The organism is Polaromonas sp. P1_F8, from assembly GCF_056405635.1.
This window is the reverse complement of sequence record NZ_JBFUBS010000001.1, coordinates 1,390,658-1,407,696: the sequence shown is the minus strand read 5'-3', so window position 1 is coordinate 1,407,696 and position 17,039 is coordinate 1,390,658. Positions and strand designations below refer to the sequence as shown.

Annotated in this window: 15 protein-coding genes; 5 read left to right on the top strand and 10 right to left on the bottom strand. The window is 63.5% G+C overall.

Going from position 1 to position 17,039, the window contains the following annotated elements; all coding sequences use genetic code 11:
* The first annotated feature begins 10 nt into the window (after positions 1 to 10).
* Together AC1D1J_RS06690 and AC1D1J_RS06685 are read left to right on the top strand one after the other, a co-directional pair.
* Positions 11 to 1,165 (top strand): aromatic ring-hydroxylating oxygenase subunit alpha, encoded by a 1,155-nt coding sequence (locus AC1D1J_RS06690; protein ID WP_477694207.1) that lies wholly within the window; start codon positions 11 to 13, stop codon positions 1,163 to 1,165.
* Positions 1,166 to 1,197: 32 nt separating this feature from the next.
* Positions 1,198 to 1,857: a DUF1345 domain-containing protein gene (locus AC1D1J_RS06685; RefSeq protein ID WP_477672843.1), complete on the top strand. Its 660-nt coding sequence runs from the start codon at positions 1,198 to 1,200 to the stop codon at positions 1,855 to 1,857.
* A 46-nt stretch (positions 1,858 to 1,903) separates the two neighbouring features.
* Here AC1D1J_RS06685 and AC1D1J_RS06680 read toward each other — a convergent pair whose 3' ends face one another.
* The 4 genes from AC1D1J_RS06680 to AC1D1J_RS06665 all read right to left on the bottom strand — a co-directional run bounded on the left by AC1D1J_RS06680 (position 1,904) and on the right by AC1D1J_RS06665 (position 5,260).
* Positions 1,904 to 2,068, bottom strand: coding sequence for a hypothetical protein (locus tag AC1D1J_RS06680; protein WP_477685073.1), 165 nt, complete (start codon positions 2,066 to 2,068; stop codon positions 1,904 to 1,906).
* Complete coding sequence (locus AC1D1J_RS06675; RefSeq protein WP_477694206.1) at positions 2,065 to 3,018, bottom strand: DMT family transporter; 954 nt, start codon at positions 3,016 to 3,018, stop codon at positions 2,065 to 2,067. The genes AC1D1J_RS06680 and AC1D1J_RS06675 overlap by 4 nt, the downstream gene beginning before the upstream one ends.
* Positions 3,015 to 3,536, bottom strand: coding sequence for a methylated-DNA--[protein]-cysteine S-methyltransferase (locus AC1D1J_RS06670; protein ID WP_477685075.1), 522 nt, complete (start codon positions 3,534 to 3,536; stop codon positions 3,015 to 3,017). The genes AC1D1J_RS06675 and AC1D1J_RS06670 overlap by 4 nt, the downstream gene beginning before the upstream one ends.
* Before the next feature lie 215 nt (positions 3,537 to 3,751).
* A complete protein-coding gene (locus tag AC1D1J_RS06665) occupies positions 3,752 to 5,260 on the bottom strand; it encodes a DNA-3-methyladenine glycosylase 2 family protein (protein ID WP_477694205.1) in 1,509 nt (502 codons plus the stop codon).
* Positions 5,261 to 5,484: 224 nt separating this feature from the next.
* Here AC1D1J_RS06665 and AC1D1J_RS06660 point away from each other — a divergent pair, with 224 nt between their 5' ends.
* The 3 genes from AC1D1J_RS06660 (at position 5,485) to AC1D1J_RS06650 (ending at position 9,623) form a co-directional block, all read left to right on the top strand.
* Positions 5,485 to 6,870 carry a phosphomannomutase/phosphoglucomutase gene (locus AC1D1J_RS06660; protein WP_477694204.1) on the top strand — a complete coding sequence of 462 codons (1,386 nt, stop codon included), beginning with the start codon at positions 5,485 to 5,487 and terminating at the stop codon, positions 6,868 to 6,870.
* A 318-nt stretch (positions 6,871 to 7,188) separates the two neighbouring features.
* Entirely contained in the window at positions 7,189 to 8,247 is a 1,059-nt protein-coding gene (waaC, locus tag AC1D1J_RS06655; RefSeq protein WP_477694203.1) for a lipopolysaccharide heptosyltransferase I, read from the top strand.
* Positions 8,244 to 9,623 (top strand): 3-deoxy-D-manno-octulosonic acid transferase, encoded by a 1,380-nt coding sequence (locus AC1D1J_RS06650; protein ID WP_477694202.1) that lies wholly within the window; start codon positions 8,244 to 8,246, stop codon positions 9,621 to 9,623. Before waaC ends, AC1D1J_RS06650 begins: the two co-directional genes overlap by 4 nt.
* On the opposite strand, the gene AC1D1J_RS06645 is transcribed toward AC1D1J_RS06650, so the two are convergent.
* The 6 genes from AC1D1J_RS06645 to AC1D1J_RS06620 all read right to left on the bottom strand — a co-directional run bounded on the left by AC1D1J_RS06645 (position 9,620) and on the right by AC1D1J_RS06620 (position 17,039).
* Complete coding sequence (locus AC1D1J_RS06645; RefSeq protein WP_477685080.1) at positions 9,620 to 10,063, bottom strand: hypothetical protein; 444 nt, start codon at positions 10,061 to 10,063, stop codon at positions 9,620 to 9,622. The genes AC1D1J_RS06650 and AC1D1J_RS06645 overlap by 4 nt on opposite strands.
* A 77-nt stretch (positions 10,064 to 10,140) precedes the next feature.
* Positions 10,141 to 11,163, bottom strand: a complete 1,023-nt coding sequence (locus AC1D1J_RS06640) for a cupin-like domain-containing protein (protein WP_477685081.1) — start codon at positions 11,161 to 11,163, stop codon at positions 10,141 to 10,143.
* A gap of 56 nt (positions 11,164 to 11,219) precedes the next feature.
* A complete protein-coding gene (locus tag AC1D1J_RS06635) occupies positions 11,220 to 12,581 on the bottom strand; it encodes a TolC family outer membrane protein (protein WP_477685082.1) in 1,362 nt (453 codons plus the stop codon).
* 55 nt (positions 12,582 to 12,636) lie between these two features.
* Complete coding sequence (locus AC1D1J_RS06630; protein ID WP_477665565.1) at positions 12,637 to 12,999, bottom strand: rhodanese-like domain-containing protein; 363 nt, start codon at positions 12,997 to 12,999, stop codon at positions 12,637 to 12,639.
* 63 nt (positions 13,000 to 13,062) lie between these two features.
* On the bottom strand, positions 13,063 to 13,746 hold the full coding sequence (locus AC1D1J_RS06625) for a protein-L-isoaspartate O-methyltransferase family protein (RefSeq protein WP_477694201.1): 684 nt from the start codon (positions 13,744 to 13,746) through the stop codon (positions 13,063 to 13,065).
* Positions 13,747 to 13,808: 62 nt separating this feature from the next.
* On the bottom strand, positions 13,809 to 17,039 hold the full coding sequence (locus AC1D1J_RS06620; RefSeq protein ID WP_477694200.1) for an efflux RND transporter permease subunit: 3,231 nt from the start codon (positions 17,037 to 17,039) through the stop codon (positions 13,809 to 13,811).

Genomic DNA, 17,039 nt, shown 5'->3' with positions numbered 1-17,039 from the left:
GGAGAGTTCCATGAACGATATCGCACGCCTGGTGCATGTCATGCCGGCCGATCCGCAGCTGCCCGTAGGCGCGTATTTCGACGAAGCCCTGTTCGCGCGAGAACAGGCCTTGATCTTCAACCAGTCCGCCCGCTACCTCGGCCATGAAAAAGCCGTGCCGCAGGTCGGCGACTGGCACCGGCTCGCGCAGGAAGGCGGAGGCCGCGTGCTGGTGCGTAATCCGCAGGGCGTGGAGCTGTTGTCCAACGTCTGCCGGCACCGGCAGGCGCTGATCCTGGGCGGTGAAACCGGCAACGTCAGCGGGCCGGCCAACCCCAAAGGCAACCTGTCGGCTGCCGGCGGGAACATCGTCTGCCCGCTGCATCGCTGGACTTACAACAGCAGCGGCGAGTTGCTGGGCGCGCCGCAGTTCGAGCAAAAACCCTGCAAGAACCTGCAGCGTTTTCCCTTGCGGAACTGTCACGGCCAGCTGTTCGAAGGCCCGCGCGACCCGGCTCAGGATATGGCGCCGCTGTTCGAGCGGCCCGAGTTCGATTTTTCGGATTACGTGCTCGACCACGTGGAAATTCACCAATGCAACTACAACTGGAAGACTTTTATCGAGGTCTATCTGGAGGACTACCACGTCGCCCCTTTCCACCCCGGTCTGGGCAGCTTCGTCAGCTGCGACAACCTGAGCTGGGATTTTGCCGACTGGTACAGCATGCAGCGCGTGGGCGTGCACGATTCGCTGAACGCGCCGGGCTCGGACATCTACCGCACCTGGCACGACCGCCTGCTGAACTACCGCACCGGAACACCACCGGATTTTGGCGCGATATGGGTCACCTACTTTCCTACCCACATGATCGAGCTGTACCCGCACGTGCTGGTGCTGTCCACGCTCTACCCCAAGGGGCCGCAGGACACGGTCAATATGGTGGAGTTCTACTACCCCGAAGAGATCGCCGCCTTCGAACGGGAGTTCATTGAAGCGCATCGCGCCGCCTACATGGAAACCGCCCGGGAGGACGACGAGATCGGCGAGCGCATGGATGCGGGCCGGCGCGCGCTGCTGGCGCGGGGCGTCTCGGACACCGGGCCCTACCAGTCGCCGCTGGAAGACGGCATGCAGCATTTCCACGAGTGGTACCGGCGGACCATGGGTGCCTCATCTCCCCCTTGAAGCCAGGATGCCGCTAGCCTCACAATGCAGCCATGCGCAAACATTTCTCCGAAACCACCGGCCCGCAGCGGCTCACCCTGGGCCTGGTGACCGGGCTGATCGTGGCGGCGCTGCCGCTTCCCCTGGGCTGGCAGTTTTGCGGCCTGCTGGGCTGGTGTGCCGGCGTCGGCGTTTACCTGTGGCTGGCCTGGTGGCTGTGCGTGCGTTTCGACGCCAAACGCACGCGCGAGCGCGCGCAGGCACAAGATGAGCCCAGCGTGGTGCTGTTTTTGCTGATGCTGCTGGCTACCATGGCCTGCGTCGCGGCCATCACGGTCATGATGCAGCAGTCCAAAAATCTGTCAGGGATGGAGCGCACGCTGCGCATCGTGTTGTCAGTCGCGGCACTGGCCGCCTCCTGGCTGTTCATGCAGACCATTTATGCGTTTCGCTATGCCCATCGCTATTACCACGAAGAAAAACTCGGAGAGCCCGATGGGCCTGGCCTGTGTTTTCCCGGTGGGCTGGATCCGGACTATTTTGATTTTTTGTACTACGCCCACGTGGTCGGCATGACTTCGCAGGTCTCCGACGTGCAGGTCACCTCGCGCGAGATGCGCCGGCTCACGCTGGTGCATAGCGTGCTGTCCTTCGGCTTCAACATGCTGATTTTGGCGCTCAGCATCAATGTGGTGGCGGGGGCGCTGCAATAAGCGGCCGCAACGCCCGTCGGACGCCCGTGCCCAGGCGCGCCGGTTTCTAAATTCGAAGCAACTGCTTGTTCAGCGCCATTTTTTCCTTCTTGCGCAGGCTCGCTTCGGATTTGCGATGCGAGCCCGCCTTGCGTTGCGCTGCGAGCGCCACCAGCGGGTTGCGAGGCTTGGGCGCAGTCAGCTTGAGTTTGGTCTTGCGGGCGGAGGTCATACCTTTTGCTGTTCAGGTTTGCGGCCCAGCTTGAGCAGCCCGGTTGACAGCGCGGTGCCAATCACAATCACCACGGCGCAGATCACCATCCAGGCCGTCACATGCTCACCGAGGAAGATCACGCCATAGATCACCGCAAACACCGGCACCAGGAAGGTGACCGACAGCGCGCGCGGCGGGCCGGCGTTTTCGATCAGGCGAAAAAACAGGATGTAGGCCAGCCCGGTGCAGACCACACCTACGGCCAGCAGCGCCAGCCAGGCATGCGCGCCCGGCATCTGCGCCGGCCACAGCCAGGCGGCGGGCAGGGCCAGGCCGAGGGTTGCGCCAATCTGGCTGCCCGCCGCGGTGACCAGCGGCGGCATGCCTGACAGATAACGCTTGGTGTAGCTGGCGGATATGCCGTAGCAAATGCAGGCAAAGAGGCAGGCCAGCACGGCCCACCCTGGCGCTACGCCCGAAGCATCGGGCTTGAAGGTGGCTTTGTCCCAGGCCAGCATGGCTACGCCGGCAAAACCCACGAAGAGGCCCAGCACGCGTGAGGCATTGGGTTTGTCTTTCAGCCAGAGCCAGGCCACCAGGGCGCCGAACATCGGCACCGTGGCATTGAGGATGGCCGACAAGCCGGTGGTGATGGACAGCAGGGCAAACGAAAAGCACGCAAACGGGATGCCCGAATTCAGTATGCCGATGAAGAAAATCCGTTTCCAGTTTTTCTTCAGGTCAGGCAACAGGCCGCGCAACCATACGATGGGCAGCAGGAACAGCGCCGCAATGCCCACGCGCACTGCGGCGGTGGGCAGGGGACCGAACTCCACCGTGCTGATGCGCATGAAGAGAAAGGAAGAGCCCCAGATGGCCGCCAGCATCACAAAATCGGCAGCCCAGTTTTTGGGCTTGGTGAGGGCCGCACCCACCGGCGCGGCGATACCGGAGGGACTGGAACTCACAGCGTGCTCTCCTGAAGTGCGCCTTCGAGTTTAAGCAAGGCGGTTTTGCGGTGCAGGCCGCCTGCGTAGCCTGTGAGTGAGCCATCGGAGCCCAGCACCCGGTGGCAGGGCACGATCACGCTGACCGGGTTGCGCCCGACTGCTGCGCCCACGGCGCGCACGGCTTCCGGCTTGCCGATACGCTGGCTCACCTGGCCGTAGCTGAGGGTGCCGCCCTGCGGGATGGCCAGCAGCGCCTGCCATACCGACTGCTGGAAGGCCGTTCCGTGACCCAGGTCCAACGGCAGGTCAAATCCGGTGCGTGTGCCGGCATAGTATTCCGTGAGTTGCTTGATGGTCTGCTTGAGCACCGGGTGGTCCGGGTCTTCGCGCCATACATAAGGTTTCACGAGTTGCGGCGGCAGGTGACGCTGGCCGGCAAACCAGGTGCCGGCCAGGCCTTTGTCAGTCGCGGCAATGATCATTTCCCCCAAGGGGCTGTGGAAGGTCGTCTGGACGATGGAGTTGTCGAATTTCATCTTGTTCACCTTTGAATGGTTTCGAGTTTCTGCCTTATCAGGTCTTTTCCGGGCCTGAATAGGCGGCTTAAGCTGACTTGTCTCTTTTACGGGCAAAGACTGGCTCGATCATTCACCGGCGATGTTCGCGCCAAGGCGCTGGACCGTCCAATGAAATCGAAGCGCCGCATTCATTCCCCGAACGCATGAATCGCCATGTTGTCGCTGTGGCACCGTCAGCCGGGGCGCTCCAGCGTGCCGCTCCAGGCGCGTATCACCGCATAGCTGCGCCAGGGTTTCCATGCATCCGAGGCCAGTTCAGCCTCCCGCGCCGGGTTCTTTTTTCCCTGCACACCCAGCGCCTTGTGCAGCGCCACGTCGCCCGCCGGAAAGGCATCGGGCCAGCGCAGCGCCCGCATGGCGATGTATTGCGCCGTCCAGTCGCCGATGCCGGGCAGCGCTTTCAGCGCGGCCACTGTCGTGTTGACGTCAGCGCCGCTGTGCAGTTGCAGCCGCTTGTCCACCACCGCCTGCGCAATGCCCACGATGGCGGCCTGGCGCTGCCTGACGATGCCCAGTTGCCCGAGTGCGTCGCCGCTGGCCGCGGCCAGCACGGCCGGCGCGGGGAAGAGGCGCGTCAGCTGTGGCCACGGTGTTTCCACGGGTTCGCCAAAACGGTCGACCATGCGCTGCGCCAGCGTGCGTGCGGCGGCCACGGTGATCTGCTGGCCCAGCACGGCGCGCACCGCCAGCTCGTAGCCATCCAGCGCACCCGGCACACGCAGGCCGTCGCCTTCGGGGAAACTTTCGTGCAGTACGCTGTTGATAGTGGCCGGATCCGCGTCCAGGTCAAAGGTGGTGCGCACGCGGCGTATCACCAGCGGCAGAACTTCGCGCAGCGAATCGCTGACGCGCAGCACCAGCTGCGAACGGCTTTCATCAAAGCTTGCGAGCAGCCAGCCGGCATGCAGCTTGCCACCCGACTCAATGCTGAAGGTCCGGCCCAGCGCGGGCTGCACAGCGTCCGCGTCAATGAATTCAATGGCGCTGATGCAGCGCTTGCTGAAGAAGGCCAGCATGGCCTGCACGTCATAGGGCGGGCGGTAGCCCAGCCGCACGATGACGCCTTCACCCACCTCACCGACCCGGGCCGGGCCCTGGCGTCGCAACTGCGTGGGGTTGAGTTTGTAGTGCTCCACAAAGGCTGCGTTGAAGCGCCGCACGCTTGCAAAGCCGCTGATCAGCGCAATCTGCGTGATGGGCAGATTGGTGTCGGCCAGCAATTGTTTGGCGGTGTGCAGCCGGTGCGTCTGCAGGTATTGCATGGGCGAGACCCCGAACTGTGCCTCGAAAATCCGCCGTACGTGGCGGTCGCTCACGCCCAGCCTGGCGGCCAGCTTTTCTACAGAAGGTGCTTCCTCGGTCCACACCTCGGGCTCATCCAGCAGGCGCGCCGCCTGGTGCGCCAGGATGTAGGACGCATCCTGTATTGACCACACCACTGAATGCGGCGCCAGCTCGGGCCGGCAGCGCAGGCAAGGTCGAAAGCCCGCGTTCTCGGCCTGGGCGGCATGGTGGAAGAAACGGCAGTTCTCGCGCTTGGGCGTCTTCACGCTGCAGACCGGACGGCAGTAGATGCCGGTGGAGGTCACGCCGGTGAAAAAGCTGCCGTCAAAACGGGCGTCCCGCGCCTTCAGGGCGAGGTAGCAGTCGTTGTCGGCAAGAGGGGTGGTTTCGCGGTTCATGAGGGAAATGATACGCCGCAGGGTGGCTTTCACTAGCCGTTTTCGGACATGTTCCTGAGGGCCTGAAACCCTCTGTTTTGGGGCCGGCCTGGCTGGTTTTTGAGGCGCCGCAATAGTCTGAACGGACCTGCCGGAAAGGGCTACGGCCTACAGCTGGCGCATAGGCCGGCACCTACAATGAAAATCAACCTTCTTTCTGCTTGTCTTTCCAGGAACCGCACCCGATGCAAATCAACCCGTCCATTTTCAAGGCGTATGACATTCGCGGTGTGGTGCCGTCCACCATCCATGAAGACATGGCCGAGGCCCTGGGAAAAGCGTTTGGCATGGCCGCGCTGGCAGAAGGTGAAAAGGCGGTAGCTGTTGGCCGCGACGGCCGGATCAACGGGCCTGCGCTCAGCGCGGCGCTGATGCGCGGCCTGGCCGCCACCGGCATTGATGTGATTGATGTGGGCATGGTGACCACACCCATGCTCTATTTCGCGGCCAGCACGCTGGCCGGCTCGGGCATCCAGGTCACAGGCAGCCACAACCCCAAGGACTACAACGGCTTCAAGATGGTGTTGGCCGGCCGCGCCATTTACGGCGAAGAGATTCAGGGTTTGCGCCGCGTGATTGAGGGCGACAAGTGGGTGCTGCCTTCACAGGCCGGCGCCATCCGCCAGGTTGACGTGGGCACGGCCTACCGTGACCGCATCGTCTCTGGCATCAAGCTGGAGCGCCCGATGAAGATCGTCATCGACTCCGGCAACGGTATTGCCGGCGCGTCGGCGCCCGCCATCTTCCGCGCGCTGGGCTGCGAAGTGACGGAGTTGTTCAGCGAAGTGGACGGCAACTTTCCCAACCACCACCCCGACCCGAGCAAGCCCGAAAACCTGCAAGACCTCATCAAGGCCTTGCAAAGCGGCGACGCCGAACTGGGTCTGGCCTTTGACGGCGATGGCGACCGCCTCGGCATCGTCACCAAAGACGGCCAGAACATTTACCCGGACCGCCAAATGATGCTGTTTGCCCGCGACGTGCTCTCGCGCGTGCCGGGCGGCACCATTTTGTTTGACGTGAAATGCTCGCAGCGCCTGGCGCCCGAGATCGAGGCCGCCGGCGGGGTAGCGATGATGTACAAGACCGGTCACTCGCTCATCAAAGCCAGGATGAAAGAGGTCAACTCGCCCCTGGGCGGCGAGATGAGCGGCCACATCTTCTTCAAAGAGCGCTGGTACGGTTTTGACGACGGTACCTATGCCGGCGCGCGCCTGCTCGAAATTTTGAGCCGCGTGCCCGACGCCGGCATCGTGCTCAATGCCTTGCCGACCAGCTTCAGCACGCCTGAACTCAACGTGGCCTGCAAGGAAGGCGAGCCGCACACGGTGGTGGAGGCCTTGATCAAATCCGCGAAATTCGCGGCACCCGCCAAAATCTCGACCATCGATGGCGTGCGCGTTGACTGGCCCGACGGCTTTGGCCTGATCCGTGCGTCCAACACCACGCCGGTGCTGGTGCTGCGCTTTGAGGGCCACACCCAGCAGGCGCTGGAGCGTATCGAGGCTGACATGCTGGCCTTGTTGCGCAGCGTTAAGCCCGACGCCAGCTTTGCTGCAGCGAGTCATTGAACACCCCCGTCCAGACTCACTTCGTGTAGTCTGTTCCCCCCTCGAGGGGGCGGCGCCTGGGGCCGGCGAAGCCGGACCCTCGGCCCCCGCTGGTGGAATACCTCGTTAGTTACGCCCATCGGCCTCTTCAGCCAGGGTGCCGTGGAACCGGCTTTGCCGGGCCGCAGGCACCGTCCCCTGCAAGGGGAAAAGGGCTACACGCAGTGAGCCCGATAGGGGTGTGCCAGTTTTTCGGCTTTGCCGGGCCACAGGCGGGCGGCCCCCTCGGGGGGCAGGGAGTTACGCGAAGCGAACGACCGTGGGGGCCTAAAATACCTCATGAAAATTTTGCTGGTCAAGCTGTCCTCGCTCGGCGATGTGGTGCACACCCTGCCGGTGGTGCAGGACATCCACGCCGCGCTCCCGGACGCGCAGATTGACTGGGTAGTGGAAAAGGCCTTTGCCCCCTTGCTGGCGCGCCACAAAGGTCTGCACCGCGTGATTCCCTGTGAGATTCGGCGCTGGCGCAAATCATTCTGGACGCTGGCCACGCGAAACGAATGGCGTGCCTTCCAGCACGAACTTCAACGTGAAGCCTATGACGCCGTCATCGACCTGCAGGGCTTGACCAAGTCGGCGCTGGTGGCGCGGCTTGCCACGGTGGCGCCCGGCGGCAAGCGCTACGCCCTGGCCAACCAGACCGAGGGCTCGGGCTATGAGGCGCCTACCCGCTGGGTGGCCGACGTGGCCATCACCCTCCCACCGCATATTCACGCGGTGCAGCGCTCGCGCGAGCTGGCGGCGCGTGCGCTGGGCTACACCCTGAAAGGCGCATCGGATTTTGGATTAAAAATGCCTGCAGCCCATGAGGGACGGGCGCAAGCAGCTCCTGAAAAGATAGCGCCTGCAGCGTCGAAAGGCCGGGTGGTGCTGGTCCACGGCACCTCGCGCGCCGACAAGGAGTGGCCGCTGGACCACTGGATCACCCTGGGGTGGCGCCTCCATGCGGCCGGCTATCCGGTGGCACTGGCGCACGGCAATGCGCACGAGCTGGCCACCAGCCAGGCCATTGCGCAGGCGCTGACCAAAACCGCCGAGGACATAGCCCTGGTGCTGCCGCTGCTGCCGCTCGATGCGCTCACCGAAGCGCTGGCGCAGTGCGCCGGTGTCATTGGTGTCGACAGCGGTGTCAGCCACATTGCCGTGGCATTGGATTTGCCGCATGTGCAGATCTACAACTTCGACACGGCGTGGCGCACCGGCCCCGGCACCCTTGACCACGGGGGGCGGCAGGTCAGCGTGTTTGCGCGCCCGGCACCCACGGTGGAAACCGTCTGGCAGGCCTGGCTGGCTTGCTGGGCGGTGAGCAGCCCCGCCAGGGCCGGAGGGGCGAAATGAGCGCGCTGGCCCTGAAGCTTTATTCGCTGCTGATGTGGCTGGGCCAGCCGCTGCTGCGCCGCAAGCTGGCGCGCCGCGGCAGGCGGGAGCCCGGTTACCTTCAGGCGGTGCAGGAACGGTTTGGCCATTATGCCCAGCCGGCAGAAACTGCCTCGGAGCTGGTCTGGCTGCATGCCGTTTCGCTCGGCGAAACGCGCACAGCGGCCATGCTGCTCAAGGCGCTGCGCGCGCAACATCCCGGTTTGCGTATTTTGCTGACGCACGGCACGGCCACGGGGCGCGCCGAGGGCGTCGGCCTGCTGCAGCCCGGCGACGTGCAGGTGTGGCAGCCCTGGGACAGCCCGGGCGCAGTGGCGCGGTTTTTTGGCCACTTCAAGCCGCGCGTGGGCCTGCTGATGGAAACCGAGATCTGGCCCAATATGGTGGCCGCAGCCCAGGCGCGTGCCATGCCGCTGGTGCTGGTGAACGGCAGGCTGTCCGAGAAATCCCTGCAGCAGGCACTGAAAATGTCGCCACTGTCGTTTCCGGCTTACGCGGCGTTGTCTGCGGTGTATGCCCAGACCGATGACGACGCCCGGCGGTTTCGCCAGGCGGGTGCTTCGGTGAGCGGCGTGTTTGGCAACCTCAAATTTGACGCTTCGCCTGACGACGCCCAGCTGGAAAAAGGCAAGGTCTGGCGCCGGACGCTCGGGCTTCCGGTGCTTATGTTTGCCAGCTCACGTGAAGGCGAAGAGCAGGAATTTTTAAAGCAATTAAGTGCCACAGCCCAATCTGAACGGGCGCAACCAGCTATCAATTCTGTAGCAGATGAATTGCGGGAAGGCGCACACAAGGAGGGGCCGGGAAGCCAGTTCAGGGTGTTGCTGGTGCCGCGCCACCCGCAACGCGTCAACGAGGTGGAGGCGCTGGTGCAGCAGCACGGCCTGCGCGTCTCGCGCCGCTCGCACTGGCCCGATACGGAGGGCGGCCCGGCCGTGAACGACGATGCGTTGCACGCGGATGTGTGGCTGGGCGACTCACTGGGTGAAATGGCGCTGTATTACGCGATGAGCGATGTCGCGCTGCTGGGCGGCAGCTTCGCGCCGCTCGGCGGGCAAAACCTGATCGAGGCGGCTGCCTGCGGCTGCCCGGTCGTCATGGGCCCCCATACCTTCAACTTCACCGAAGCAGCCGAGCTGGCCATCGAGGCGGGGGCAGCCCGGCGTGTGGTCGATATGGAACAAGGCGTGCGCGCCGCCCGAAAGCTGATGGACAAACCCGAAGCACGCGCTGCCGCGGTGGCCGCCGGGCTGGCTTTCGCCGACAGCAATCGGGGTGCGACGGTGAAGACGGTGGATGCGCTCCGGACCTATTTAAGTCGCTTTAACGGCACCTAAGCCGCCTGGTCGTCAATGAGCTCCAACAGCTCAATTGCACTCTTGGCTCGCGCACCCGTGCCGTTAGCGAGTGGTGCAATGCGGTGGCGCATTGAGTGGATGAACGCATTGAGTGTTGCTTTGACCGAGGCTCCAAGATATGTGTCGTAACCTTTTTCAGGGACGAATGAGCCACCAAGATCTATTAATGACTCCATAACTGCTCGCTGCGCCCACTCTTTCCCCTTCATGAGAATCTGTTCAATCTCCGGAAGGACACCCAAGACGACCGGATAGTACGTACCCCTGTGGTTGTTTCCAGTTGCCCAGAGAAGCGCATCGTAGGCGTCATTTGCGGTCGATTCGTCGTATGCATTCCAGAGCGCGTCGAGCGCGGCTTCCACGCTACCGGCCGCGTTAGAGTCCGGCTGGGGAAAGTGATCGAGATCGAGCGGCTTCATGGTTGTTTTGGTGGTCCAGCGATTGACATCAACACGGGGGCAAGTGACGTTTTGCTGAAAGGCGTTCGTTCGATGGCCTAGCGCTTGCCCAGCACCTGGTGGCAAGTGCAATTGCCCCACGCGTACATGCGCAGGTGATGCGCCCAATCGCGCAGCGTGGCCCAGGCGCCGCCGGTCGCCACTTCATAGGGTGTCAGGCCGAACATGCCGAGGCTGATGGAGGGCTCCACTGACACCACGGAGTGCCAGGTTCGCCTCGGGATGAACAGTGCATCGCCGGCCTCAACGCGGGCGTGGTAGCCATGGGCTTTTTCGAAGGAGGCGAGTTCGCGGACTTGCTCGGGCAGGCGCGAGACGTTGATGTCGCTGAGCGTGGCACCCCAGTCGTATTTGGCGGCCGGGCACATGTGCTGGCGCTGGTCGGGTGAGAAAAGGATGAACTCCTTGACGCCCTGGAGTTGCACAAACCAGTTGTGCGGGAAATCGTTGTGCAGGCCGGTCACGGTATTGGCCGGGCCCATGAACACGTATTCCCAGGTCATGCGGCCGGGCCACAGGCTCTTGATGAGCAGGTCGCGCCGCAGCTCGGGGTATTTTTCGAGAATGTCCCACTGCGCGAGGTACAAGGTCGTCGGCTTGAACGACTGCATGTGGGCCCAGTTCAGGTGAAAGCGCTCGCCGGGTTTGTAGCTGTCCCGCACCGGCTTGGGTAGCAGGCCGGCCATGGGGTCCGGTGTGCGTTGCGCCGCCTTGCCGAGTTCCCGCAGGTAGGGCGCAACCGGAAGGAAGGGGCGGCCCTTGGTCACGCCCTGTTCGACCAGGCCATCGGTGAACTTGACCGGCACCTCGGCGCCCTTGCCGGCACAGACGTCGGCGAGGAATTCAAACGACCATTTTTTCCAGGCCGGCCAGTGATGGATGCCGCCCTTGACCAGCACGGGTTTGTCAAACGGTTGCCGGCGGCCCGCGCGCTTGAGTTCTTCCCAGGTGGTTTCCTCGATCAGCTCGAAGCTGGGGCCTTTGGGGATGTGTAGCGGCGCATCGGTCACGCGTTCAGCCTCTATCGGCAAGGGCAGGGGATTGTGTGCGGGCATCAACATGGAAATTCTGGCCCCGGGCCGGGCCTTTGTTGGAGTGTTGTGAAGCGTATCGCGATTTACCTGGCCAGCAGTGCGTTGATTTTTTGCAGGTCTTCCGGTGTCAGCGTGCCATTGGCCTGGCGCAGTTTCAGGTCGCCCAGCAGCACGTCGTAGCGCGCTTTGGCCAGGTCGCGTTTGGTCTGGAACAGCTGGCTCTGCGAGTTGAGCACGTCGATGTTGATGCGAACGCCGACCTGGTAACCCAGCTTGTTGGCATCCAGTGCGCTCTGGCTTGACAGTTCGGCCGCCTCCAGCGCCTTGACCTGTCCCTGGCCCGATTGCACACCGAAGTAGGCGGTGCGCGTGGCCTGCGCCACGGTGCGCCGCGCGCCTTCGAGATCGCTTTGAGCCTTGTCGCGCAGCGACAGGGTTTCGCGCACGCGGTTCTGCGTGGCGAAACCCGCAAACAGCGGCACATTGAGCAGCACGCCAACGGTGGTGGTGTTGGTGCGGAAGGCAAACGGCGGGATGGTGGTCGCCGTGCCCGAGGGGTTGCGCGTGACGTTGTAGCTGGCTGTCGCGTCAAGCGTGGGCTTGTGGCCGGCTTCGGCCTTGTTGACCTCCAGTTCCGCGATTTCCACATTGCTTTGCGCCTGGCGGATGCTGGGATGCACCAGCTCGGATTGCGAGACCCAGATGCCGACGTCGGCCGGCGTCACTGTGGGCAGGCCGACCGGGTTTACCAGGGGCTTGGGCTGGGTTTCCGTTTTGCCGACCAGCGTGTCCAGCGCGAGTTTCTTGACACGCAGGTCGTTCTCGGCGGCGATCTCCTGGGCAATGACCAGGTCGTAGCGGGCCTGCGCCTCGCGGGTGTCGGTGATGGTGGAGGTGCCCACCTCGAAGTTGCGCTTGGCCGACGCGAGTTGCTCGGCCACCGCAGCTTTCTGGGCCCGTACAAAGGTCAGGGTGTCCTGCGCGGCCAGCACATCGAAATAGGCCTGGCTGGTACGCACGATCAGGTCCTGGTCGGCGGCCTCCAACTGGGCCTTGGCCAGGTCCACCTGCCTGGATGCCTGCTGGTAGGTGGCCCAGTTGGCCGGGCGGTATAGCGGCTGAGAGAGGTTGAGCGTGGCATTTTGCGTATTGAAGCTGCGCTCGATCACCGGTGCGGTGTTTTCAAAATTGGTGCGCGACACGCCCGCCGAGATGCCGGCTGTCGGCAAGATGCCGGCCTTGGCCTGGTCGGCCCTGGCGAGGTTGGCGTCGTATTGGAGCTTGGCGGACTGGTAGGCGGCGTCGAAGGCGCGGGCCGACTCATACAGCTCCACCAGGCTCTGGGCCTGCGCGGCCGGGGCCGCCATCATCAGCGCCGCAGTGACGGCAATCGACAGGGGCAACATCGACAGGCGTAGCGCCGGCGGTTTCTTGGGCGTGGTCATAAAGGTCCTGAGGAATGGGTGAATCGGCGATAGGGAGGTATGCGGTGCGCGGAGATCAGTACACGGGGACCGACGGGTCCACCTGCTGCGACCAGGCGTCAATGCCGCCCTGCAGATTGACGACCTCGGTGAAGCCGCTTTGCGTCAAAAAGTTGGCCACCTGCAGGCTGCGCATGCCGTGGTGGCAGAGGCAGGCGATCGGCTGGCCGGTGCCGGCTCCGATTTCCTGCAGCTCAGCCAGGCGCGTGGGTATTTCCCGCATCGGGATATGCACCAGCCTGAAGCCGTCCTCCTTGACCGAGGCCGTCTGCAGTTCCCAGGGCTCGCGCACGTCCAGCACCACAGGCAGGGCGGGCGCGCCTTCCCCGGCGTTGTTGCGCCACTCGGCGAAGTTGGCGGGGCTCAGTTGGGGAATCATGGTCGGCTGTCCTGCGTTGGAATGCGTGCTTGGCGTTGGTGAAGTCGTGTACGGCGGCCAGGCTCAGAAGCTGAATTTCGAGGGCTCAGGGAAATTCAGCAGGCGCGGCGCCACGGTGTCCCAGGCCTGGGTGGTGCGCCAGGCGTCTTCGGCCACGCGTGTGACCAGGGTGGCGCGCATCATCGGCTCAAAACCCACGATGGCGCTCAGGCGGCCGCCCACCTTGAGCAGGGACAGCAGCGAAGCCGGCACCTCGGCGACCGAGCCGCTGAGCACGATCACGTCAAACGGTCCACGAAGCGGGTCGTTGCTGGAAACGGCCTGGGCGATTTTTGCCGCGCCGTCGCCGGTGCGCACTTCGGCGTTGTAAAGGCCTGCCCTTTGCAGGTTGTCGCGTGCGGTCTGTGCCAGCTTGGGATCGATCTCCAGCGTGATCACCTGCTGCGCGCGGTGGGCCAGCAGTGCGGCCATGTAGCCGGAGCCGGCGCCGATTTCCAGAACCTTTTCATGCTTTTGCACGGCCAGTTCCTGCAGAATGCGGGCTTCGACCTTGGGCGCCAGCATGCACTGGCCTGCTCCGGTGCCCAGCGGGATTTCCATGTCGACAAAGGCCAGTGCCTTTTGGGTGGCCGGCACAAAGTCTTCGCGCTTGACCACGGCCAGCAGGGAAAGGACCTGGTTGTCCAGCACTTCCCAAGGGCGGATTTGCTGCTCAATCATGTTGAATCGGGCTTGTTCGTAGTTCATGGCGGACCTGTAGGTTGGCGAAATGGGGGAGGGTGAGCTGTACACGAGATAAACCTTTGATTTTAACGGTCGCCCATGACGGCGGCCGGCGTTGCAGCAGGCATGTCTGCGGGGTCTTGCGGCGGTGTTCTGGGGCCGAATTTGCGCTTGAACCACTGGCCCAGGTCGTCCAGGTAGCAATACGTCACCGGCACCACCACCAGGGTCAGCAGCGAAGAGGTGATGACACCGCCGATCACGGCCTGGCCCATGGGCGCACGCTGCTCCGAGCCCTCGGTCAAGGCAAAAGCCAGCGGCACCATGCCGAAAATCATCGCCAGCGTGGTCATCAGGATGGGGCGCAGCCGCACCTTGGCGGCATGCAGCAGCGCATCGCTGCGGTTCATGCCCGGAATGCGGTGGCCATCCACATCCACCTGGTCGGCACGCATGCGAATGGCAAAGTCCACCAGCAAAATGGCGTTCTTGGTCACCAGGCCCATCAGCATCACCACACCGATGATGGAAAACATCGAGAGCGTGGAGCGGAACAGCAGCAGGGCCAGCACCACACCGATCAGGGTCAGCGGCAGCGAGGTCATCAGCGCCATCGGCTGCAAAAAACTCTTGAACTGGCTGGCCAGGATCATATAGATGAACAAAATGGCCATCACCAGTGCCGACACCGCGTAGCCAAAGGATTCGGCCATGTTCTTGGTGGAGCCGCTGAACTGGTAGCGATAACCGGGCGGAAAGCTGAAGTTCTCCAGCGCGGCCTTGATGTCGTTCGACACCTCGCCGGCCGAGCGGTTGTAGACGTTGGCGTTGATGGCGACTTCGCGTGCCATGTCGCGCCGGTTGATCTGGTTGGGCCCGGTGGATTCCTTCACGGTGGCCACCTGGTTGAGCCGGACCATGTGCGCGGCGCCGTCGGCACTGCTGCCGGGTGTGCTCATGAAGGGCAGGCGCTCCAGGTCTTGCGGCGCGTTGCGCGCATCGGGCGCCAGGCGCACGTTCACGTCGTAGGTCTGATCGTCGGGCGCGCGCCAGTTGCCTACGGTTTGCCCGGCCACCAATGTGCGCAATGAGGCAGCGATCTGCGACACCGACAGGCCCAGGTCGGAGGCCGCGTCGCGTCGCACATCAATTTCAATCACCGGCTTGTCGGCCTTGACGCTGGAGTCCAGGTCCACCAGACCGGGGATGCCGCGGATCTTGTCGTTGATGGCGCGCGTGAGGCGTTCCAGCTCTTTCAGATCCGTCCCCTGCAGCGAGAACTCCACCTGCTTGTTGCCGCCTACCGCGTCGAGCAGCCCGACGTGCGTCACGGTGATGCCCGGCACCTGCTTGAGGCGTTCGCGCAACACGCCCGACATTTCGTCGACGCTGCGCGTGCGTGCCTTGCGGTCCACCAGGCGCACGTAAATGCTGGCGTACATCTTGCCCTGGGCGTTGCCGGTGTTCAGGGTGGCCAGCGTGTACTTCACTTCGGGGAATTCGCGGATGATGGCTTCCACCTGCCGCGCTTTGGCTTCGGTGGTTTCCAGCGACGAGCCCACGGGCGTGTAGAAGTTGAGTGAGGTTTCCGAGAAGTCGGCCTTCGGCACGAACTCGGTGCCCAGCAGCGGAACCATGAAAATGCTGGTGACAAAAATCACCACAGCCAGTGCCAGCGTGGCCAGTTTGTGGCCCAGCGACCAGCGCAGGATTCCCTGGTAGCTGTTGCTTAGCGAGTCGGTGGCGTGGTCGAACCAGCCGGTGACGCGGCCTATGGTCTTGTCGTAGAAAGTGACGGGCGCATGGCGTTTGCCGTGCGCTTCGATGGAAGGATCGTGCCAGATGCTGGAGAGCATCGGGTCCAGCGTGAAGCTCACAAACATCGAGATCAGCACCGCCGCCACGATGGTGACGCCGAACTCGTGGAAGAACTTGCCGATGATGCCGCCCATGAAGCCGATAGGCAGGAACACGGCGACGATGGAGAACGTGGTGGCCAGCACCGCCAGGCCGATCTCCTGCGTGCCGTCCAGCGAGGCCTGGTAGGGTGCCTTGCCCATCTGCACATGGCGCACGATGTTCTCGCGCACCACAATCGCGTCGTCGATCAGCAGGCCCACACACAGCGACAACGCCATCAGCGTGATCATGTTGATGGTGAAGCCGAACAGGTTCATGAACAAAAAGGTGCCGATGATGGAGATCGGCAGCGTGAGCCCGGTGATCACCGTGGAGCGCCACGAATTCAGGAAGAGGAAAACAATCAGCACCGTCAGCAGCGCGCCTTCAATCAGCGTGCGGCGTACGTTTTCAACCGCCACGCGAATCGGCCGCGAGCCGTCGGTGATCAGCTCCAGCCGCGCGCCGGGCGGCAACTGCGGCTGGATGTCCTTGATGGCCTGGTTCAGGCCATCCACCACGGCAATGGTGTTTTCGTCCTGCGCTTTTTGCACCGACAGCAGCAGCGTGCGCTGGCCGTTGTACAGCGCCAGGCTGTCGATTTCCTGCGCGCCATCGGCAATGCGCGCCACCTGGTCCACCGTGACCGGCGCAGCGCCCTTGCGTGCCACAATGATTTTTCCGAAATCTTCGGGGCGCTTCATGCGTGCATCGATCTTGACGACCCGCTCCTGCTGCAGCGAGCGGATCGCGCCCACCGGCAGGTCCTGGTTTTCGTTGCGCACGGCATTGACTACCTGGTCGGCCGTGATGCCCAGCGACTCCATGGCCTGCGGATTCAGGTAGACGTTGATCTCGCGCTTGGTGCCGCCCACCAAAGTAACGGAGCCTGCACCGCGTACGTTCTCCAGGCGCTTTTTCAAGACCTGGTCGGCCCAGTTGGTCAGCTCCACGGCCGACATGGCATTGCCGCTTTGGGCATTGGGCAACACCGCAACGGACCAGATCGCCCGGCTTGCCGGGTCGAAGCGCAGCACGCGCGGCTCTTTCACTTCGTCGCGGAAGTTGGGGCGGATGGCTGCGATTTTTTCGCGCACATCTTCGGCGGCGCGGCGCCCGTCGACGTAGAGCTGGAACTCCATGATGACGACCGACTGGCCTTCGTAGCTGCGCGAGGTCAGCGCGTTGATGCCGGCGATCGAGTTGACGCCTTCTTCAATTTTTTTGGTGACTTCGCTTTCAACGATTTCGGGCGAAGCGCCCGGGTATTCGGCGGTAATGACGACCACCGGGAAGTCGATGTTCGGGAACTGGTCGACCTGCATGCGCTGGTAGGAGAACAGTCCCAGCACCACGATGGCCAGCATGACCATGGTGGCGAACACCGGGTTCTTGAGGCTGACCTGCGTGAACCACAT